This window comes from Winogradskyella pulchriflava (genome assembly GCF_042434315.1).
GTDB lineage: Bacteria > Bacteroidota > Bacteroidia > Flavobacteriales > Flavobacteriaceae > Winogradskyella > Winogradskyella pulchriflava.
Map to the genome: position 1 here is coordinate 65,441 of NZ_JBHLTQ010000007.1, position 21,556 is coordinate 86,996.

Sequence of the window (21,556 nt, forward strand, 5' to 3'; positions counted from 1 at the left end):
TTGGTGTATATTGCATCAAAATTAGTTATACCAATTTATATGAAAAAAATTACTCCTACACTAGCAATTTTAATGTTAGTCTTTATGTTTGGCAATATCTCAGCTCAGCAATGTGCTTTTGATTTGCAAAGGGAAAAACTACTTCAAGACCCTAACTATGTGCAGCTAGAACAAGCGGCGGAACAAAGAATTCAAAATGCAATTTTAAATGGTGAAACCGCTAGCAGAAATGGAACAGTTTACACTATTCCTGTTGTAGTTCACGTACTTCATTTAGGTGAAGCAGTAGGTTCTGGTACAAATATATCAGATGCTCAGATTCAAAGTAGTATTGACAATCTAAATTATTTTTATAGAGGCAATAGCCCATCTAGTCCAATAGATTTTGAGGTAGAATTTGCACTTGCACAAAGAGACCCAAACTGTGGCGCATCAACAGGTATTAACCGTATTGATGCTTCAGGTGTTCCTGGTTATAGTGCTGATGGTGTTTCTTTTCAAGGGCCTGGTGCAGACGAAACTACATTAAAAGATTTAAGCAGATGGCCAGAAGATGAATATTTTAACGTTTGGATTGTTACAGAAATAGATGGTAATAATGGTGGCTTTGGTTTTCAGGGTTATGCAAATTTTTACCAAGGTTTACCGTATGAAGGTTCTGTAATGATGTACACTGTTTTTGGTTATGATCCAGGTAATACAAATGGTTGGGGACTTAACTCTAATGGTGATAATAGTACTGTATTGCATGAAGTAGGTCATTATTTTCACTTGTACCATACGTTTCAAGGTGATGATACAAATAATGATGGCATTGCAGATGCATGTCCTGCCGATGTAACTGTAGGTACTGATAGTGATGGTTGTGCAGATACTGTACCGCACCAAAGAGAAACTAGTACTTGTCCTGCTAATAATACTTGTACAGGTAGTCCTTGGGTTGATAATAACACTATAAATAATACAATGAGTTATTATTATTGTACTGATAGATTAACAAATGATCAGAAAACGAGATCTAGAGCAATACTTGATGCAGCGCAAATTGTAAATTCTAAAGGAGATGAACCTCCAGTGCTAGGCTTTACTGCACCAAGTGCCGTTTGTTCAGTTAATTCTCCAGGAGCAAATAATTTTTCTGGTATAATGAGTGCAGAATTAAATGGTACAACATACACTTCTTCAACTACAGGTATAGATGGAGGTAATTTAGATAAAAGTGTAAACTGTAATGGTCTTTATGAAATTGATACTGCTTCAAGCAATACTATAAATGTTGAAATAGCACCAGGAAATTATCATCAATTAGGTATATGGATAGATTGGAATAATGACGGAGATTTTGAAGACGACGCAGAACAACAACATTTGTCTAACGATATTGTTGGTGGAAGTGTTGTACCAGTTGTATTAACATACCCTTCTTCAATTCCTTACGACAGTTTCGTAAGATTAAGATTCGTAACTGATGTAGATGATAGATTTGGTGGAGTAGAACTTATTGATTCTCCATGTTATTCTTCATTAGTTTATGGTCAATCGGAGGATTATGCTATTTACGTAGCACCTGAGACTTTAGCCATTGAAGATAATGACCTTACTAGCTTAGATATATACTCTAATTTTTCAACAAAAGAACTAACAATAGAAGGCCAGTTAATAAATGAAGCAAAAGCTTATTTATATGATATTCAAGGAAGGTTGGTTTATAATAGCTTACTTAATAACGAAACTACAATCAACAACATAGATGTTTCAATGCTAGGAACAGGTATCTACATCATAAAAGTAGTAGATGGGTCTAGAATAAAAACTAAAAAAGTTGTTGTAAAATAAACCTTAACTACTTCAATTTTATTGTAATAAAATAAAAGCTGTCAATTTATGTTGACAGCTTTTGTTATATTTGAACTCTGCTATTAGCCCTTCAATATTAATAAGATATAAACTACTATTCTTAAATTTTATTTTATGAAATCTACATTGCCATTTATTACCTGTATTTTTATTTTAAGTTTATTTACCACTTTACATGCACAGCAATGTGGATTTGATATTCAAAGAGAAAAATTATTACAAGATCCCAGTTATGCTGAGTTAGAAAGAGCCTCAGAAGAACGGATTAAAAATTTAATGTTGAATGGGGAAACTGCTAATAGAAATAGTAGCATCTTAACCATTCCTGTTGTTGTACATGTTTTGCATCTTGGTGAATCTGTTGGCTCTGGAACAAATATTTCTGATGCACAAATACAAAGCAGTATAGATAACTTAAATGATTTTTATAGAGGTAATACAGCTAATAGCCCTATAGATTTTGAAATTCAATTTGAATTAGCTCAGCGAGATCATAATTGTAATGTTACTAATGGCATTAATAGAATTGATGCTTCAGGTATTCCAAATTATGCTTCCAGTGGTGTTTCTTTTAATGGCGGAGCAGGTGCAGATGAGGACACCTTAAAGGATTTAAGTCGTTGGCCAGAAACAGATTATTTTAATATTTGGATAGTATCAGAAATTAACAATAACAATGGTGGCTCTGGATACCAAGGTTATGCCAATTTTTTTAATGGTTATGTTTATGAAGGTTCTGTAATGATGTACACTGTATTTGGTTACGACCCAACAAACGCTAACCCATCATGGCCATTACATTCTGCAAGAGATAATAGTACTGTAGTTCATGAAGCAGGACATTTCTTTCATCTTTACCATACATTTCAAGGAGATGATACAAATGGTGATGGTGTTTCAGATACTTGTCCTGCAGATACAATTGTAGGAACAGATAGTGATGGTTGTGCTGACACAGTACCTCACTTGAGAGAAACAAGTACTTGTCCAGCAATAAATAGTTGTACTTCTCTCCCATGGGTAGATAACAATACTATTAATAACATTATGAGTTATTACTACTGTACTGATCGATTAACTAACGATCAAAAGACTAGAGTTAGAGCGGCAATGGAGGGTTCATCAATTGTTAGGTCCAAAGGCGCAATAGCACCTGATGGAGCTTTTTCAGCACCAGTTTCAGTATGTAGTCTTAATAATGCTACAGATTTATCTGGAAATTACGCAGGTATTGTAAGTGTCGAAATGAATGGATTAAATTTTAAATCCTTACCTGCTGCTGCAGATGGTGGAAACTTGGATAGAAGTATTAATTGTTCTGGTTATTTTGAGATTGATGCGCTTACATCGAATACTTTAAATATACAAGTTGGACCAAATTTTAATCAATTAGGAGTATGGATAGACTGGAATGATGATGGCGACTTTGATGATGAAGCAGAGCAACAATACCCTGTTACTCAGGGAATAGCTGCAAATAGTATTGTTTCGGTAAACTTAACTTACCCAACAACGATTCCGTTTAACGATTTTGTAAGACTTAGAATTATTAATGATTTAGATAGTGGATATGCAAATACAGTTGCCATAGATTCTGCCTGTTTTCAAAACTTGTATTATGGGCAATCTGAAGATTACACCATTTATGTAGAAGCTGGTGCTGTAACTTATACATACAATAATGGTTGGCTACCAAGTAACCCAGTTGGTGTTTCCACATCAAATGATACTATTATAATTGAAGCTGGAAGTACTAACATTTTTGCCGATACTGAATGTAATACTTTAACTGTAGATCCTGGCGCAGCTTTAACTATAGATTCTGGTGTTACAGTTACGACTGCAACAGTTAACCTTAATTCCACATCGCAAATGTTTTCGAGTTTAATTTCCAATGGTACAATTACAGGAACAGTAAACTATAATAGATATACTTCGCAAGTTGGTGCCACAGGTACTAACGATTTGGTTTCTGCTCCCTTGTCAGGACAATTATTTGCTGCTTTTGCATCACTTAATCCTAATTTGGCAGAATCAGGAACAGTTAGAGCTTTTGCTCCTTATAACACAAGTGTGGGTATGTATCAAAATTATGATATAATCACAAATGCTTCTACAGCTTTAGATTCAGGTATTGGATATAGAGCAGGAACAACAGATGGAAGTACATTAACACATACAGGTACAGTTTTAACAAGTGATGTATTAGATGTTGCTATTTCAAGCGCTTCTGCTGGTTATGCGTGGAATCTTATAGGAAATCCATATCCTTCTTATCTAGATTTTAATACGTTCTTTCAACAAAATAAATCCGAATTTGAAACAGGAGCTGCATTTCAAGCTATCTACGGTTATGATGGAAGTGCTTCAAATGGCTGGACAGTGTGGAACCAAGCTACTATTGATGAAGGAAGTATAACTGAGCTTATTGCTCCTGGTCAAGCCTTTTTCGTTAAAGCTAAGCTTGGTGGTGGTTTAGTAGATTTTACAACAGCAATGAGGGCTAGTGGTGATTCTGATGATTTCATTGCTGGCAGACAAACTATTACTAATGCTGTGCTATGTAAATTAAATCTCGATAGCGAAACTAACTCAGCCTCAACGCAAATCTATTTTATTGATGGTACAACTAGAGGTTTAGATGATGGATATGATGCTGGCGCTTACTTTAGTGATGCTGGTGAGTTTTCAATATTTTCTAATTTGGTTGAAGACAACACTGGTCTGGATATGGCTATCCAAACAGTACCCTATAATGACTTAAGCGATATAGTAATTCCTATTGGTGTCAATACAGGTGCAGGAAATCAATTGCGTTTCAGTATTGATGATATTTCTAGCTTGCCTAGTAATGTTAATGTGTATTTAGAAGATAATTTATCAAATACTTTTACGCTGCTTAACATAAATGATTATATAATTACACCAAGTGTAAATTTAAATGGAACGGGACGTTTTTATGTTCATTTTACATCTCAAACACTTTCAAGTCCTCAAAATAGTTTGAATGAACTTGTAATTTACTCAAGTTCTAACCCTAAAGAAATTGTTATTAAAGGACGCCTAAATGCGGATGCCGATAGCAATTTATATGATATAAGAGGAAGGATTGTACTAAGAAAACCATTAGATGCTTTAGTAACAAAGAATTTTATATCTGTTACAGACCTTACACCAGGTGTTTACATTTTGTCAGTATCTAATGATAACCAAACCATAACAAGAAAGCTAATAATTAATTAAGATAACTTTTAATTTTAGTAAACAAACTGTTATGATATGCTGTCATAGCAGTTTTGTTTTTAATAAACCTCATTTTTTGTAATCTTCTTTAAAATAGCGTTATTGCTAATATGTTTGAAAAACGCTTTTACTACCTTATAAAAATTCAATATTTGGGCTATCGTTTTCATGGGTGGCAAAAACAACCCGATGTAAAAACGATACACTTAATGATAGACCGAACGCTTAAATACATTCTTGGGGAAAAACGTTTTAAAACTTTAGGTGCAGGTAGAACAGATGCTATGGTTTCAGCTAATGAAGCTGCTTTGGAGTTGTTTATTTACAATCATTCAATAACAGATTTTGATGAGTTTTTAGCGCTTTTTAACCATAATCTGCCACAAGACATACGTGCACTTTCTATTAAAGAAGTTGATAAAGATTTTAATGTTATACAGGATTCAAAACTAAAAGAATATCACTACGTGTTTTCTGAAGGGCAAAAAAACCATCCATTTTGCGCTCCAATAATGACAACAATACTGGAACCCTTGGATGTAGAATTAATGAAACAAGGTGCCAAACTTTTTGAGGGTAACCATAATTTTAAAACCTATTGTTATAAAGCCACTGATAAGGGTGAGTATGTTCGTGATATTGTATCTTCAGAAATTGTAGACAACACTATTTATACCGCAAACTTTTTTCCAGAAAAATCTTATGTTTTTAAAGTTATTGGTAAAGGCTTCATGCGAAATCAAATTCGATTAATGTTTGGTTGTTTAATAAAATTAGGAAGGGGAGAGGTGTCTTTAGATTATATCAAAAATTCACTAAAAGAAGACAGCACAGAAGTTATGGATTATATAGCGCCAGCTTCTGGGTTGATACTACATGCTTTGGATTTTGAATAAAAAAAGGAACCAGTAACTACTAATTCCTTTTTAATGATGGTTGGTTAATTGTTAATTTATCCAGCCTTTTCTAGACGAAGTATTTGCAAACCAAACTAAAAATGCAGCAAATACAATTATCATATAAGCCATAATCTTGTTGGCACTAAAATCCACACCATTTAAGTCAGCAATAAATAAGAAATAAACCATTTGTATGGTTGCGGTTATAAACGATAAGATTAAAAACCACTTTGCTGCTTTTTTTCTTAGCAGTAATAACAAGCATCCTATTACACCAGAGAAAACTGCAATGGCAAATAAGGCAGTGTACCACGATGGTAAAGTATTCATGATTTCAATTTGCTCACTTGTGTAAACATCAGTATAAGCACTAGTTTTGTAGGCTTGGCTTATGTAACCATGTACGCCCATTCCATTCCAAATAAGTGCAATAACACTTACAATCCAAAACCAAATAGGTGGTTTGTTTAAAGAATTTGTCATAATAAATTGATTTAGTTAGTTAGTAAATAGTATGCTTTATACGTACTATTTGTTTAACAATTTATAAAAAAAATTGTGACGTATTACATTTTTAATGATTTAATAGAAAACAAAAAGGGTGAAAATTTAAATTTTCACCCTTTTCTTAATACCATTTATATAGTTAATCTACTACATGTAATTTAGGTTCTTTATCAACAAATTTTCCGTTTACAGATTCGCCCAAAATGATAACTTCTTTAGAGCGTTCGTACATTTTTATTGCGCGATGCATCTGTAATTTTGTGCCGCTGTATAGTTTAACACCTGTTTTTGATCCTTTGTTTCTAATTTCGATATAATAACCATCTTTTAATTTTGTTGGTCTTGTTGCTGGTCTACCCATAAAATTTGTGTGTGTTTTAAAAGTTGTGCATAATACTGAAAATTCTGCCAACTCACAAGAATATTTTATACAATTCTATTTTGTAGCCCCAACACGTTAAAATTATTTAACAACTAACCACTTCATTAACATAATATTATGTTAATAAAGCTGTGCAATCGTTAAACACTGTTAAGTCACTTGACAAACCTGGTATACACCTTATATTAATAATAGACAAAATCACAAACCAATAAATTTTAAAACAATAGTTATGAGTTATTTAAATATCAACGACGAAAAAACATTACCAACTGTTGTAGAACTGAATACATTGTTAGCAGATTATCATATCTACTATCAAAACCTAAGAAATTTCCATTGGAATATTCTTGGAGAAAACTTTTTCGATTTACATCAAAAGTTTGAAGAGTTATACAATGACGCACAAGTTAAAATAGATGAAATTGCAGAGCGTATATTAACATTGCGTTACCATCCAATGAGTAAACTAAGTGATTATTTAGCCTCTTCATCTATAAAGGAGGTATCCTCTAAGCAAACAGATAAAGAAATGGTTAATGCAATTTTAGATAATCATGCAACAATTTTAAAGCAGATGTCTAAAGTGATTGATAAAGCCAATAAAATTGGTGATGAAGGAACAATAGACTTAATAGGTGCCTACATAAGAGAACTAGAAAAAAATAGTTGGATGCTTAACGCCTTTACCAAAAAAACCGCTTCACAGTTAAATGAGGTTTAACTAAATGCGATTAAGCAAATTAGTAATCATTTTTAACTGAAAAAGCAAAGCATCATGAAAGAACAATTTAATACTGCATTAGGCAATCTTGTAGAAAAATTACAAGGTTGGTTTAATACAATCATAGAATATATACCAAATTTTATCCTTGCTATACTAGTAATGGCTGTAGCTTATTTCGCTGCCAGATACGTTAGTAAAGCAGTAGCTAAGTTGGTGTCAAGAAAAGTGCAACAAGATTCCATTAAAAATGCCATAGCAAGAGTTTCGGCTGTTGTTGTAGTAATGGTCGGTTTATTTATAGCACTTGGTGTTATGAATTTAGGAAAAGCTTTAACATCTCTTTTAGCTGGTGCAGGTGTAGCAGGTTTGGCAATAGGTTTAGCATTACAAGGCACACTGGCCAATACATTTGCAGGTTTGGTATTGTCCTTTAGAAAGAAAATACAGATTGGCAATTGGGTAGAAACTACTGGATATGCAGGTGAAGTAATTGATATTAATCTTAAGGACTTCACACTAAAGGAAGCCGATAATAATATTGTTATCATTCCTAATAAGACCATATTAGAAAACCCATTAAAAAACTACTCATTAACAACAAGAATGCGTGTGTTTTTAGAATGTGGTGTAGGGTATGAGTCTAATCTTGAAAAGGTAGAGCAATTAACAAAAGAAGTTATTGCCAATACTTTTGATCAGGTAAAGCAACCTGAAGACGTTGAATTCTATTTTACTGAATTTGGTGACAGCTCTATTAACTACCTATGTAGATTTTGGATAGATGCAGAAAGCATGCTAGAAAAACTTAGAGCAAAGAACAAAGCCATAATAGAAATTAAAAAAGCTTATGATAAGGAAGGTATAAACATTCCTTTCCCTATAAGAACGCTCCAGTTCGATAACAAGTTAAATGTTAAGGCACCAGACCTTCAAGAAGCCTTTATTAATAATTAATACCTACTTAAGGTCTAGAATAATATTAGTGAAATTAGATAACATACTAAGTTTCACTCGGTATTCTGATAATCAGAATTACTTAAATAAATAATAATTTAAAACTTAAAATTATGTTACGTTGGACAATCACATTTGTAATTATTGCAATCATAGCCGGAATCTTAGGATTTGGTGGAATAGCAGGAGCATCTGCTGGAATTGCTAAAATACTCTTTTTTATATTTTTAGTACTTTTTGTACTATCTTTACTAAAGGGTGTCGTAAAAAAGTAATCCTTTTTTAAAAACCAATTATTAACTTATTAAAACCAAGAAAAATGAAAAAACTCACATATTTATTTATAGCACTTTTTAGTCTAAGTTTAATGACTACAAGTTGTAGAGAACAAAAATCTACAGGAGACAAAATTGAAGACGCCGTTGATGATGTCGGTGATGCAGTAGAAGATGCTGCTGACGATGTTGAAGATGCCGTCGATAACAAATAAAACCAAAGAAAATGAAAAAAGTATCATATTTGTTGATAGCATTATTTTCTCTAAGCTTAATAGTTTCTAGCTGTAGAGAACAGAAATCACCAGATGAGAAAGTTGAAGAAGCCATGGAGAGCGTTAAAGAAGATTTAGATGACGCCAGCGATGATGTAAAAGACGCAGCTGAAGATCTGGAAGACGAGATAAAAGAAGCTAAAGAAGAACAAAATGATGATAATTAATCATCAGCAGATTAATACAAGAAAAGCCATCAATTTCGATGGCTTTTTTTATTTTTATAAAAACTAAAAAAATCCATGAGCACATCTATACCAAAAGAAACCCTTTCGTTTTTTAAACAATTAGAAAAAAACAATGATAGAGATTGGTTTAATGAACATAAACCAGAATTTAAAGCTATTGAAAAAAAGGTAAAAGGGGCATACAATTATTTAGGCGAGTTAATGAATGCTCATGACCAGATTGAGAAAATCAAAATTTTTAGAATTTATAGAGATGTCCGTTTCTCAAAAAACAAACAACCTTACAAAACGCATTTTGGTGGTTCTTTCGCTAGAAAAAAACCAGAATTAAGAGGCGGTTATTATTTGCATATTCAACCTAATGACGAATCGTTTATAGCAACTGGTTTTTGGGAGCCAAACAAAGAAGACTTATTACGTATAAGAAAAGAGTTTGAAATGGATGATAGCGAAATGAGAGCTATTCTTAATGATAAAACGTTTAAAGCTACTTGGGGAAATTTTGTTGGTGATGAACTAAAAACTGCTCCCAAAGGTTTTGACAAAGAGCATCCTGCGATAGATTTAATAAGAAAAAAGCAATACATCTTTGTAAAAAAATACACAGATAAAGAAGTCTTGGAAAATGGTTTTCTAGAAGACGTTAATCAGTCTTTCAAAAAAATAAGACCTTATTTTGATTATATGAGTGACGTATTAACAACGAACCTTAATGGCGAGTCATTGCTTTTAAACAGCCATTAAAACTTCTGGCTTTACAAACATTTGTACGCTATCTATTAAGCGTTCTTTTACAATATTCATCATACGTTTGTTTAAAGCCGATGAATTTTGAATATAAAGTGTATACTCTTCAACAGTAAACTGACCAATAATCATTCCTTTTACTGAGTTTCTAAATTTCATGTCTTTGTGAATCACATTGTCTATATAAGCCAATTGCTTTTCTAAGGACAAATCATAAAATACATTTTTATGCTTGGCAATGTAATTTTTAAAAACAACTATCAACAAATCGTGCTGAAACTTTATAATTGGTCGTAATGTTTTGTTCTGAAATAACTCTTCTGCACCTATGGTATCATAGATTTTTGCAGATTCAATATGAGGTCTATGCGAGAGTAGGTTTTGAGTTCTGGAAGCCATCTATAGGTTTTTATTAGGTTAATTCGGAATTAAAATTAAGTATTAACCTACAGCTTTTCTTAAGACGGTAAATATGTTGTTAACGTGGTTATTAACAATAGTGATTTTGGTATTTAATATTCTAATACCTTTCAATCTTAAAATAGCACTTTAAAACTTATATTTGGGTAAACATTTTTAGAAAGAAGTTTATGAAGTTTGGAAGTGTAGATAATCCAGGTAATATAGATTTTACCTTACCACCAGATCATCCTGATACAATAAGAGTACTTAAAAAGAACCCATCAAAAAAAACTAATGTTTTTGTAGGTTGTGCAAAATGGAATAAGGCAGACCTAAAAGGGTTTTATCCAAGAGGTACTAAAGATGAATTAGAATATTATTCACGTCAGTTTAATTTAATAGAGTTAAATGCTACATTCTACAGAATATTTCCACCAGAGCAATTTTCAAAATGGTACGACAAAACTCCTGATGGCTTTAGGTTTTTTCCTAAGCTCAACCAAGAAATTAGCCATTGGAAACGATTAAATGATGATGTAGCTCCTGTGGTAGATAATTACCTCTATAGTGCTGTAAACCTTAAGGAAAAATTAGGCTGTGTGTTCTTACAGATGCATAATAATTTTGCACCAAAAGATTTTGATCGCGTTATAAATTTTATTGAAGGCTGGCCAAAAGAAATTCCATTGGCAGTAGAATTTAGACACACAGACTGGTATAATGACAAGGTAGTAGCAGAAGATTTATTCCAACTCCTAGAAGATAATAACATCGCTAATATTATAGTTGATAGTGCTGGCAGAAGAGATATAATGCATATGCGACTGACAAATTCTAGAGCCTTTGTTCGTTATGTTGGTGCTAATCATCAAAGTGATTATTCGCGCTTAGATGAGTGGGTAGAACGTTTAAAACATTGGAAAGCTAATGGTATTGAAGAAATTGACTTTTTTGTACATCAAAATATTGAAAAGGAATCACCATTACTTTCAGCTTACTTAATAAAACAACTAAACAAAGAACTTGGATTTAGTTTAAAAATTCCGAATGACGATTCAGATTCACAACAAACTCTGCTATAAATAAAGAAAACAAATAAAATAAATGAGATTCCACACAAGAAAATGGGTAAAACCTGAAGATTTAAATCCAAATGGCACACTTTTCGGTGGGCAACTTTTGGCATGGATCGATGAAGAGGCTGCATTATATACCATAATACAACTTGAAAATTCCAGAATTGTAACCAAATATATTTCAGAAATCAACTTTATGTCTTCAGCAAGACAAGGAGATATTGTAGAGATTGGCATTGAAGTTACAAAGTTTGGAAAATCCTCCATAACCATGAAATGCGAAGTTAGAAACAAAATGACCAGAGAAACTATTCTAACAGTAGATAATATTATAATGGTTAACTTAGGTGAAGATGGCAAGCCAAAGCCTCACGGTAAAACCCAAGTAGAGTTTGTAAAAGACCGATTGAAAAATAATTAGCCTTTATTACCTAAGGACAACTCATAAATTTCTAAGTCAAAATAAGATACACCAGCTAATACGTGGTCAAAAATATCACCAATAATGTATTCGTAGTTTTCCCATCGTTGGTCTTTACTAAACGCATAAATTTCCATTGGAATACCTTGTGCTGTTGGTTCTAATTGACGTACCATTAAAGTCATGTTTTTATTAATGGCTGAATGGTTATCGATATAGGTTTGAAGATACTTTCTAAACACTCCAAAATTGGTCAAATTTCTTCCGTTTATTAAGACAGATTTATCAACATTGTGTTCCGTATTATAGGTCTTTATATCCTGAGAACGGCTTTTTAAATAGTCAGTTATGAGTTCAATTTTCTGAAAACGATTAATGTCTTCATCTGTTAAGAATCGAATTGTTGATGTTTTAATAATTACAGATCGCTTAATGCGTCGTCCACCAGAAGCCAACATACCTCTCCAGTTTTTAAACGAATCAGAAATTAACGCATAAGTTGGGATGGTTGTTATGGTTTTGTCCCAGTTTTGCACTTTTACGGTTGCTAAATTTATTTCAACAACCTCACCATCTGCACCATATTTTTCAAATGTTATCCAGTCACCAATACGAACCATATCATTAATGGAAACTTGAATACTAGCTACAAAACCAAGGATAGTATCTTTAAAAATCAACAAAATAATTGCAGATGCTGCACCAAGCGTAGTTGCAAACTTTAAGAAAGAAATACCTGTTACAATAGCAAATATTGAAAACACACCAAGAAGCCAGGCAAATATCATAAACACCTGAACGTAGCTATCTATAGGCTTGTCTTTGTAGCGAGGTAATATTTTAAGGTAATCTTTAATAGAATTAAAGAAGCTTCTTATGATTCGCAATGTCAATATTATTCCAATAACTTTTAAGGTCTTTTCAATAATATTTTCAGCATATTCAAAATCTGAAAATACTTGTGGAATAAATTCAATAAGGATAATTAAAGGGATGATATGTGCAATATTTCGAGGAAGCTTATTACTAATAAGAATATCATCAAAATTTGTTTTAGTACGCTTTGCAACACCTGCCGAAAACCTCCATAAAATACGCTTTGTTATAAAGTCTATAACAAAAGCTACAATGAGCAATGCTAACAAAAGACCAATCATGTTGAGATATTTTGCAACATTCTCAGATAAGCCTTGCTCAATAAGAAAATCGTACAAGTAATGTTTTATATTAAGCATTAGCTTTTTTGTTTAAATATTTCTTGTCGATATAAAATGTACCAAACGGAATTATTGAGGCTAATAAAACAACCCATAATGTTCTGTTAGTCCATTTCATGTCTTTACTAATTAATACAGTCATAACAACATAAGCGATAAACAAGAGACCGTGAGGCATGCCTAACATTTTTACATACTGTGGGTCGTTAGCAAAATACTTTATTGGTGTTGCAATAAATAGTAAAAGAATATATGAAACACCTTCTAACAAGGCTGTAATTCTAAAAATGGGTAACAATTTTAACATAATAAATTTTCTGCAAAAATACTTTAGAAATTAGTATTTGCACTACTTTTTAACAGCTTTTAAGAAATTCTTAAAAACTATAATTCTATTGGTTATCTTTAGGCTTTCAATCAAAAAAATATTCTTCAGCATGAAAAAATTTCTGGTAATTACACTATGCGCAAGTTTAGTATTCTCTTGTGCTACGGCAAACAAAGCAGCTAAGTCTAAAAACGCACAAACCGCTTCATCAAAACCTCAAACTCCAAAAAAGAAGCCAGGAAAAATCAAAGATTATAATCAAGTTATAACAAAAGATGCTAAAACTGATGAAGGTTTGTTTGATGTACATCTAGTAGAGGATAAGTATTATTATGAAATTCCTGTAAAATATTTTAATACTGATATGTTATTAGTAAGCAGATTAGCAAAACTACCTGCAAACTTAGGTGGAGGTTATGTAAATGCAGGAACAAAAACCAGCACCAGAATGATTAATTGGGTGCGTTTTAAGGATAAAGTTTTAATAAAGGAAAAATCCTCTAGTGCAGTAGCAGCAGACAGTTTGCCAATTAATGTATCTGTAAGAGCCAATAATTATGAGCCAACTTTATTCGCATTTGATATTGCCGCATTCTCAAAAGATTCTTCTGCTGTAGTGATTGATGTCACTAAGTTTTACAGTTCTGATGTAAAGGCTATAAGTGGTTTACCTTCAGCTTTTAGAAAACAGTATAAAGTCAGAAATTTAGATAATTCAAGAAGTTTCATAAGTACCATGAAGAGTTATCCAAAAAATATTGAAGTGGTGCAAGACTTTACTTATAATGCTTCAGAGCCACCAAACAATAGCGGAGATGAAACCATAAGTGTACAAATGAATCAATCTATGATTTTATTACCAGAAACACCAATGCAACCACGTTATTTCGATGAGCGTGTAGGTTGGTTCACCTTAAGTCAATACGATTATGGCAGTAATGAATTAAAAGCAGACAGAAAGACCTATTTAAGACGTTGGAAACTAATACCTAAAGATATTGAGGCTTACAAAAGAGGTGAACTTGTTGAACCAGTAAAACCTATTGTATATTATTTAGATCCTGCAACTCCAATGAAGTTTAGATCCTACATGAAAGAAGGTATTGAGTTATGGCAAAAGGCATTTGAGGCTGCTGGATTTAAAAATGCCATTATAGCCAAAGACCCACCAACAAAAGAAGAAGATCCAGAGTTCAGCCCAGAAGACATTAGATATTCAGTTGTAAGATATGTAGCAAGTACTACACGAAATGCCACAGGGCCAAGTGTATCTGACCCAAGAAGTGGTGAAATCATTGAAAGTGATATTATTTGGTATCACAATCACTTACGTTCATACCGAAATCGCTATATGTTAGAAACTGGTGCAGCTAATCCTTCTGCGCGAACTTTAAATACACCTGATGAAGAAATTGGTGAAATGATGAAAATGGTTATCGCTCATGAGGTTGGCCATACGCTTGGGTTACCTCACAATATGAGTGCAAGCTATGCTTACGATGTAGAAAGTTACAGAGATGGAGCATTTACACAACAAAATGGTATAGCAGCAACCATAATGGATTATGCACGTTACAATTACATTGCGCAACCTGGAGATAAAAACATTCGTTTTGTAAGACAACTTGGACCTTATGATGATTATGCCATCAACTTCGGTTATCGCTATATTCCTGAAGCTAAATCTGCTGATGATGAAAAGGAAATTTTAAACAGTTGGATTATGGAAAAAGCTGGTGATCCAAAATATAAATTCGGAAAGCAAAGTAGCCGTTTCGACCCAACTGCACAAACCGAAGATATTGGTAATAACAGTATCTTAGCAAGTACTTATGGACTTAAAAACCTTAAAATTGTTGCTAAAAATTTACCAAGCTGGACCAGTGATAAAACTGATAATTATGAAGACTTAGCAGAACTCTATGGTGAGTTACTTGGAGTTTGGAGTCGATATGTTGGGCATGTGGTAACTCATGTTGGTGGAGTAGTAGAGGACACCAAAAATCCGTCGCAAGATGGTGTAGTTTATAGTCCTGTGGATAAAGCTTATCAAAAATCTGCAATACAATGGTTGCATGACAATGCATTTGCAACACCAACATGGTTGATAGATGAACAGATTCTTAAAAATATTAATTATGCTGGCTACACAGATAGAGTTCGAAGCTTACAAAGTCGTCATCTAAACAATTTATTGAGCTTTGAACGTCTTGGCAGACTCATAGATCATCAAGCGCTTGATGCTAGTAATTATTCGGCTTTAGATATGTTGCGTGATGTACGTTCTGGTATTTGGTCCGAAACAAAAACGTCATCTAATGTTTCTGTTTTTAGAAGAAATCTGCAACGTGTTTATTTAGATAGAATGATTAATTTAATGACAGAAGATTTAGACCCAAGACGTAGCCGACAATATTTTAATGTGAGCCAGTCAGATGTAAGAGCTTTGGTAAGAGGTGAGCTTAATGAATTAAAACGTATTCTAAATGCAGCATCAAGATCGGCATTAAACACTGAAACCAAATATCATTATAGAGATTGTATTGAAAGAATAAATCTTATCTTAGACCCAAAATAAAAGTCATGAAACATATAATTATACTCGCGCTATTGTTTAGTTTTTCGGCAACTACTTTTGTAGATGCACAATCTAAAACCACTCAAAAAGAGCAATTTCAATCCACTTACAATACTATAAAAGCTTTAGTAAAGTCTAAAAACTTTGAATTCGTAGGAGAGGTTGTGTTTAGCGATGCAGGAAGAAAAAGAGTTGATGGCGATACAAACTCTTTAAGCATTAATGAATCTAAAGGCATTGGTAGTTTATCAATGTTGAGCTCTGATACTGAAACGGTTAAAATTGATGGAGACATCTCAAATTATAATGTAAACTTCAATGACGATATGCAAAATATAGCCATTCAGTTTAGTGTAAACAAAATGACAGTTTATATTGATATTAAGCCAAATGGCAATGCTATTTTAACTGTTGAAACGGGTGTTAATAAGATTACACAGCTAGGAAAGCTTAAAAGCATATAAATTAGTATCTTTGTAATCAGTTTATTGAAGATAACTACACTTATAATCTTATCCTGAGATTATTATTAGGTTGAAATTTATTCATTGTTAATTAAATTAACTTGTATGCATTGTCAATATTTTCATAAGCATTAAGTATTAATTTTAAAACAACGAATGGGTAGATCACAACAAACATTTAGTAAAAGCGAAAAAGAAAAAAAAAGATTAAAAAAGCGAGAAGATAAGCGTAAGAAAATGGAAGCGCGTAAACTCGAAAAAGAAGAAAGTGGTACAACTGGTATTCCTTTGGCCTATGTAGACCATAATGGAAACCTTACTGACACTCCACCAGATCCTTCATTAAAAGTAAAGGTTAAAGCCAAAAATATTGTCCTTGGCGTTCCTCAAAAAGAAGATAGTGATGAGGAATTTGATCCTGTTAGAAAAGGGAAAGTTTCGTTTTACGATAGCTCTAAAGGTTTCGGATTTATTATAGATACCGAAACAAACGAAAAACATTTTACGCATGTCAGTGGTATTATTGATGAAATCATGGAGAACGATAAAGTTACTTTTGAACTTGAAAAGGGACAACGTGGCATGAATGCTGTAAAAGTGAAGAAAGCTTAGTAATTATATAACAACATATATAGCCATTATCTTAGATAGTGGCTTTTTTTATATGCAATCGTTTATGAATTCTAGAATTGTAAACCTACAAGAGAAAAAAGTCATTGGACTAAAAAGTAAGATGTTGCAACATGAATACGGCAATATTGTAGCGTTATGGAAACAATTTATGCCTAAAAAAAAGGAAATTCTAAATGCTTTAAATACTGAATTAATTGCATTGCAAGACTATTCAGGTTTTGGAAACTTTGAAAAACCTTTTGATATTTGGGCTTGTGTAGAAGTAGCGGATTTGAAGGTAATTCCAGAAGGAATGTTATCTAATACAATTCCTGAAGGTTTATATGCTGTGATTCCTCATAAAGGTATGGATGCATCTGCGACTTATCAAAGGATTATGACAGACTGGTTACCAAATTCAGGTTATCAAATAGATGACAGACCACATTTTCAAGTAATGGGAGAAAAATACAAAAACGGAAGTCCAGATTCTGAAGAGGATTTTTATGTACCGATAAAATTAAAAAGCTAATCGATAATCACAACCAACCTTATAATTGCTACAGCCAAAGGCAGCTTTGCCTTTTAAAATTTTGCCTGTTTTACACTTAGGACAAGCATCACCAGCTTTTACAGTTTTTGACTTAGTTTGCTTAGGCTCTAACTTTAGCTTAAAATCATCATCAAAACGTAATAAGCCATCAATAGATTTACCATCTACTTTAAAGCCTTTTAAGTTTACTGTTGAGCCTTTACTTAGTAAGCGCAAATACTGATTTTCTGAAATCTTTTTATCTCCATAACTAAACGGTAGTGTAAAATCACAAGACTTGCCATACAAGTTGCAACCATAAGCCAATTTTCCTTTTAAAAGCTGTCCGGCTTTGCATTTAGGACACGAAGCGCCAACCAATGTTTCTGCTTTAGACTTCGACTTTACCTTCGATTTTGTGTAGGAAACTGGCTTATTGTTTACAGCAGAGATTCTAGTTTGTACTTTTTCACTTCTTACTTCATAGACTAAGGCATCGACCATACGTTTCATACCTTTTATAAAGGCATTAGCGCTAATTTCACCTTTTTCAATATCCTTTAATTGCTTTTCCCAAGTTCCGGTTAATTCAGCGGACTTCAGTAATTCGTTTTGTATAGTGTCTATGAGTTGAATCCCAGTAACCGTAGGTAAAATCTGTTTTTTATTTCGCTTTATGTATTTGCGTTTAAAAAGTGTTTCAATAATATTAGCACGTGTAGAAGGACGACCAATACCATTCTCTTTCATTAAGTCCCTTAATTCGTCATCATCCACTTGTTTGCCAGCAGTTTCCATGGCTCGAAGGAGAGAAGCCTCTGTGTATTGTTTTGGTGGTTTGGTCTGCTTTTCTAAAAATGAAGGCTCATGTGGTCCTTTTTCACCCTTTGTAAAGGTTGGTAGAATAGATTCGCCTTTGCTTTTAGTAGCATCTGACTCAAAAACAACGCGCCAACCTTTAGATAAGATTTCTTTACCTGTAGTTTTAAAATTTACATCAGCTGCTTTTCCAATAACGGTTGTATTAGAAACTTTACAATCATCATAAAAAACAGCTATAAAACGCTTTACAATAATATCATAAACTTGTTGCTCATTGTATTGCAGATGCGTTTGCATTCCGGTTGGAATTATAGCATGGTGGTCGGTTACTTTTTTATCGTTAAACACCTTAGCTGACTTCTTTATTTTTTTGTTTAATAAAGGTGTAGTAAGGCTCGAGTAATCAGTAAGTTTAGATAAAATGCCTTTTACTTTTGGATACACGTCATTTGGTAAAAAAGTAGTATCAACTCTAGGATAGGTAACGGCCTTTTTTTCGTATAGTTTTTGAGCTATTTTTAAGGTATCGTCTGCCGAAAATCCAAACTTAGTATTGCAGTAAACCTGCAAACCTGTAAGATCAAAAAGTTTTGGTGCATATTCGGTACCTTTCTTTTTGGTAATTGAAACAATTTCAAAATCGTGCTCTTTTACTTTATTGGCCAAAACTTCACCATCTTCCATTTTTAAGAAACGCCCTTCTTCATAGCTAAATAAGGTATCTCTATACATGGTTTGCAATTCCCAATAAGGTTGCGGCACAAAGTTTTCAATTTCTTTATAACGATTAACAAGCATCGCAAGCGTAGGAGTTTGAACTCTTCCAACAGAAAGCACTTGCTTATAACCACCATGTTTTACAGTATATAATCGTGTGGCATTAATACCTAAAAGCCAATCTCCAATAGATCTTGAAAAACCAGCGTAGTAAAGGTTGTCGTAGTTTTCAGAGGGCTTTAAATTCTTAAATCCTTCCTTTATAGCTTCAGTTGTAAGGGACGAAATCCACAAGCGTTTTACTTCACCTTTATAATTTGCTTCATTGATTACCCAACGTTGTATTAATTCTCCTTCTTGACCAGCATCACCACAGTTTATGACAACTTCAGCTTTATCAAAAAGAGACTTTACAATATTAAATTGCTTTTTAATACCTTCATTATCGGCAACCTTAACCTGAAATTTATCAGGAAGCATGGGTAAGTTATTTAAATCCCAACTTTTCCAGTACGGTTTGTAATCGCTTGGTTCATAGAGTGTGCATAAATGGCCAAACGTATAGGTTACTGCATAACCATTGCCTTCAAAGTAACCATCACGCTTAGTGTTGGCTCCTAATACTGCTGCAATTTCTCTCGCTACACTTGGTTTTTCGGCTATACAAACTTTCAAAAGGAAACTAATTTATTGAGGCTACAAATTAACGAAAATTAAAGCTCTAAAATTAATTTTTGACCAATTCTCAATGTCGAAGATTTCTTTATTTTATTCGTTCTACAAATGGCAGTAATAGTAGTATTGTTACGTTTGGAAATTCGAGATAAGGTATCTCCTTTTCGTACCACATAAACTTTACGCATTTTTTCTAAACTTGCTAAAGCCGCTTCTTTAGTTTCAAAAAGTGTAAGTCTTGTTAACTGTTTAGAGCTATGGTAACTAGGTCTGGTCCATTTGCGTGTTACCCAAATTTTCTGTGAGCGAATGGCATTGGAATCATCAAAATTAAATAAGTAATCTGGATGAATATACTCGCCTTTATAGCTCGTTACTAAATGCAAATGACTACCTCTAGAGCGTCCAGTATTTCCACCTTTACCAAGGTATTCCCCTTTAGCAATAGTGTCATTAGCTTTTACAGCAATATGGGATAAATGTGCATAGGTGGTTTCTAATCCGTTGAAATGGCGCACAACAACCGTTTTGCCATGACCACGACTATATTGTGCAAAACGCACAATGCCATCGAGTATAGAAACCACAGAATCGCCTGTTACCAAATCTATATCAATACCTTTATGAGGTCGTCCTCTGCGCCAACCATAGCGCGATGTTACAACCTTAGGGTGTGGAACAGGAGAGGCATAGGTACTATCAGTAAAGGTAATCTCAATCGGAAATTCCGATACCAGTTGTCTGTAAGGATTATATACAGTTGTATCCCAATACTCGGCTTTAATATCAAGAGGTGTTTCTAAATCTGTTTTAGATTTAGGTTGGATTGCAATTTCAACCTCTTGAATAATCAAGCTTTTTTCAAGAGTGGTGGGTAATTTTATCTTAATTGAATTCTCTGAGGAATTTTCTTGGGCAAAACATAAGGAGGTTGTAATAATAAGGGCAATGCAGAAAAAAATGTACTTCATGTAATAAAAAATAATCTTAATAGCTATTCAGTTTTTCTAACGAAAACGTAAAACTAATATTGTTTAACATATGTGTTTCTGTTACGTCTAAAATTTATTAACAGATGTTGTCAATATGTTAAACTTAAGGTCTTGTTAAAACCTTTATAGTTCTGCATTATTTTCCTTAATTTATACGAGAACCCAAAAAACTTAAATTTTGAAAAAATTATTAATACCAATATTTGTTATCGTTTTAGCATTTAACTGCAATACCAATGCAAGCGCACAAGCGCCAGATGCTGTTAAAAAAACTTTTCAATCTAAATATCCTGGAGAAAACGATCCGGATTGGCATAAAGATGCTAATGGCTATTATGAAGCCAACTTTAAAATTGATGGCATAAAGTACCGAGCTGACTTTAAAGCTGATGGTAGTTGGGTAGAAACCGAAACCAGTATTGATAAAAAAGACTTACCGAAAGCTATTAAAAAGGTAATTGAAAGTAAGTTTAAAGATGAAGACATTACAGAAGTAGAGAAGGTGCAAAGTGCAACAAAAGGAGAATTCTATGATGTGGAGTTTAAACAAAAAGGTAAAAACAAAGATGTAGAGTTTAGAGCTGATGGCACTATAATCAATTAAAAAAATAACACTCACCATAAAAAAGCATCAATAACTACTGATGCTTTTTTTATGCCTCAAAG

The 21,556-nt window shown here is 33.1% G+C and carries 23 protein-coding genes; 16 read left to right on the forward strand and 7 right to left on the reverse strand.

The window, feature by feature from the left end; all coding sequences use genetic code 11:
• Positions 1 to 39: 39 nt before the first annotated feature.
• From ACFFGA_RS13885 to truA, 3 genes are all read left to right on the forward strand, one after another.
• Complete coding sequence (locus ACFFGA_RS13885; RefSeq protein ID WP_386064930.1) at positions 40 to 1,836, forward strand: zinc-dependent metalloprotease; 1,797 nt, start codon at positions 40 to 42, stop codon at positions 1,834 to 1,836.
• A 135-nt stretch (positions 1,837 to 1,971) separates the two neighbouring features.
• The gene (locus ACFFGA_RS13890) at positions 1,972 to 5,100 is read left to right on the forward strand and encodes a DUF8693 domain-containing protein (RefSeq protein WP_386064931.1); all 3,129 of its coding nucleotides are present in this window, start codon (positions 1,972 to 1,974) and stop codon (positions 5,098 to 5,100) included.
• Between the two features lie 110 nt (positions 5,101 to 5,210).
• Positions 5,211 to 5,996: a tRNA pseudouridine(38-40) synthase TruA gene (gene truA / locus ACFFGA_RS13895; RefSeq protein ID WP_386064932.1), complete on the forward strand. Its 786-nt coding sequence runs from the start codon at positions 5,211 to 5,213 to the stop codon at positions 5,994 to 5,996.
• 51 nt (positions 5,997 to 6,047) lie between these two features.
• On the opposite strand, the gene ACFFGA_RS13900 is transcribed toward truA, so the two are convergent.
• Entirely contained in the window at positions 6,048 to 6,482 is a 435-nt protein-coding gene (locus ACFFGA_RS13900) for a hypothetical protein (protein ID WP_386064933.1), read from the reverse strand.
• 163 nt (positions 6,483 to 6,645) lie between these two features.
• Complete coding sequence (locus ACFFGA_RS13905) at positions 6,646 to 6,867, reverse strand: hypothetical protein (RefSeq protein ID WP_386064934.1); 222 nt, start codon at positions 6,865 to 6,867, stop codon at positions 6,646 to 6,648.
• Between the two features lie 253 nt (positions 6,868 to 7,120).
• Here ACFFGA_RS13905 and ACFFGA_RS13910 point away from each other — a divergent pair, with 253 nt between their 5' ends.
• From ACFFGA_RS13910 to ACFFGA_RS13935, 6 genes are all read left to right on the forward strand, one after another.
• Entirely contained in the window at positions 7,121 to 7,612 is a 492-nt protein-coding gene (locus ACFFGA_RS13910) for a Dps family protein (RefSeq protein WP_386064935.1), read from the forward strand.
• Positions 7,613 to 7,666: 54 nt separating this feature from the next.
• Positions 7,667 to 8,569, forward strand: coding sequence for a mechanosensitive ion channel family protein (locus tag ACFFGA_RS13915; protein WP_386064936.1), 903 nt, complete (start codon positions 7,667 to 7,669; stop codon positions 8,567 to 8,569).
• A 113-nt stretch (positions 8,570 to 8,682) separates the two neighbouring features.
• Complete coding sequence (locus ACFFGA_RS13920) at positions 8,683 to 8,844, forward strand: DUF1328 domain-containing protein (protein WP_386064937.1); 162 nt, start codon at positions 8,683 to 8,685, stop codon at positions 8,842 to 8,844.
• 44 nt (positions 8,845 to 8,888) lie between these two features.
• Positions 8,889 to 9,059 (forward strand): hypothetical protein, encoded by a 171-nt coding sequence (locus ACFFGA_RS13925; RefSeq protein WP_386064938.1) that lies wholly within the window; start codon positions 8,889 to 8,891, stop codon positions 9,057 to 9,059.
• Positions 9,060 to 9,070: 11 nt separating this feature from the next.
• Positions 9,071 to 9,286 (forward strand): hypothetical protein, encoded by a 216-nt coding sequence (locus ACFFGA_RS13930; protein ID WP_386064939.1) that lies wholly within the window; start codon positions 9,071 to 9,073, stop codon positions 9,284 to 9,286.
• Positions 9,287 to 9,361: 75 nt separating this feature from the next.
• A complete protein-coding gene (locus ACFFGA_RS13935; protein WP_386064940.1) occupies positions 9,362 to 10,051 on the forward strand; it encodes a DUF2461 domain-containing protein in 690 nt (229 codons plus the stop codon).
• On the opposite strand, the gene ACFFGA_RS13940 is transcribed toward ACFFGA_RS13935, so the two are convergent.
• A complete protein-coding gene (locus ACFFGA_RS13940; RefSeq protein WP_386064941.1) occupies positions 10,037 to 10,453 on the reverse strand; it encodes a glyoxalase in 417 nt (138 codons plus the stop codon). The two genes, ACFFGA_RS13935 and ACFFGA_RS13940, sit on opposite strands and share 15 nt — an antisense overlap.
• Before the next feature lie 191 nt (positions 10,454 to 10,644).
• Between ACFFGA_RS13940 and ACFFGA_RS13945 the strand changes: the two genes are divergently transcribed.
• Positions 10,645 to 11,538: a DUF72 domain-containing protein gene (locus ACFFGA_RS13945; RefSeq protein ID WP_386064942.1), complete on the forward strand. Its 894-nt coding sequence runs from the start codon at positions 10,645 to 10,647 to the stop codon at positions 11,536 to 11,538.
• A 22-nt stretch (positions 11,539 to 11,560) separates the two neighbouring features.
• Positions 11,561 to 11,953: an acyl-CoA thioesterase gene (locus tag ACFFGA_RS13950; RefSeq protein WP_386064943.1), complete on the forward strand. Its 393-nt coding sequence runs from the start codon at positions 11,561 to 11,563 to the stop codon at positions 11,951 to 11,953.
• On the opposite strand, the gene ACFFGA_RS13955 is transcribed toward ACFFGA_RS13950, so the two are convergent.
• Positions 11,950 to 13,188, reverse strand: coding sequence for a mechanosensitive ion channel family protein (locus ACFFGA_RS13955; RefSeq protein WP_386064944.1), 1,239 nt, complete (start codon positions 13,186 to 13,188; stop codon positions 11,950 to 11,952). The two genes, ACFFGA_RS13950 and ACFFGA_RS13955, sit on opposite strands and share 4 nt — an antisense overlap.
• Positions 13,181 to 13,477: a DUF3817 domain-containing protein gene (locus ACFFGA_RS13960; RefSeq protein WP_386064945.1), complete on the reverse strand. Its 297-nt coding sequence runs from the start codon at positions 13,475 to 13,477 to the stop codon at positions 13,181 to 13,183. Before ACFFGA_RS13960 ends, ACFFGA_RS13955 begins: the two co-directional genes overlap by 8 nt.
• A 130-nt stretch (positions 13,478 to 13,607) precedes the next feature.
• On the opposite strand from ACFFGA_RS13960, the gene ACFFGA_RS13965 reads away from it, so the two are divergent.
• The 4 genes from ACFFGA_RS13965 (at position 13,608) to ACFFGA_RS13980 (ending at position 17,684) form a co-directional block, all read left to right on the forward strand.
• On the forward strand, positions 13,608 to 16,076 hold the full coding sequence (locus tag ACFFGA_RS13965; RefSeq protein ID WP_386064946.1) for a zinc-dependent metalloprotease: 2,469 nt from the start codon (positions 13,608 to 13,610) through the stop codon (positions 16,074 to 16,076).
• A gap of 5 nt (positions 16,077 to 16,081) precedes the next feature.
• Complete coding sequence (locus ACFFGA_RS13970) at positions 16,082 to 16,540, forward strand: DUF4251 domain-containing protein (RefSeq protein ID WP_386064947.1); 459 nt, start codon at positions 16,082 to 16,084, stop codon at positions 16,538 to 16,540.
• 156 nt (positions 16,541 to 16,696) lie between these two features.
• Positions 16,697 to 17,152, forward strand: a complete 456-nt coding sequence (locus ACFFGA_RS13975) for a cold-shock protein (protein WP_386064948.1) — start codon at positions 16,697 to 16,699, stop codon at positions 17,150 to 17,152.
• A 64-nt stretch (positions 17,153 to 17,216) separates the two neighbouring features.
• A complete protein-coding gene (locus ACFFGA_RS13980) occupies positions 17,217 to 17,684 on the forward strand; it encodes a GyrI-like domain-containing protein (RefSeq protein ID WP_386064949.1) in 468 nt (155 codons plus the stop codon).
• Here ACFFGA_RS13980 and ACFFGA_RS13985 read toward each other — a convergent pair.
• Positions 17,673 to 19,898, reverse strand: a complete 2,226-nt coding sequence (locus tag ACFFGA_RS13985) for a type IA DNA topoisomerase (RefSeq protein WP_386064950.1) — start codon at positions 19,896 to 19,898, stop codon at positions 17,673 to 17,675. The two genes, ACFFGA_RS13980 and ACFFGA_RS13985, sit on opposite strands and share 12 nt — an antisense overlap.
• 38 nt (positions 19,899 to 19,936) lie before the next feature.
• Entirely contained in the window at positions 19,937 to 20,869 is a 933-nt protein-coding gene (locus ACFFGA_RS13990; RefSeq protein ID WP_386064951.1) for a peptidoglycan DD-metalloendopeptidase family protein, read from the reverse strand.
• A 199-nt stretch (positions 20,870 to 21,068) separates the two neighbouring features.
• Between ACFFGA_RS13990 and ACFFGA_RS13995 the strand changes: the two genes are divergently transcribed.
• The gene (locus ACFFGA_RS13995; protein WP_386064952.1) at positions 21,069 to 21,494 is read left to right on the forward strand and encodes a PepSY-like domain-containing protein; all 426 of its coding nucleotides are present in this window, start codon (positions 21,069 to 21,071) and stop codon (positions 21,492 to 21,494) included.
• Positions 21,495 to 21,556 lie beyond the last annotated feature (62 nt).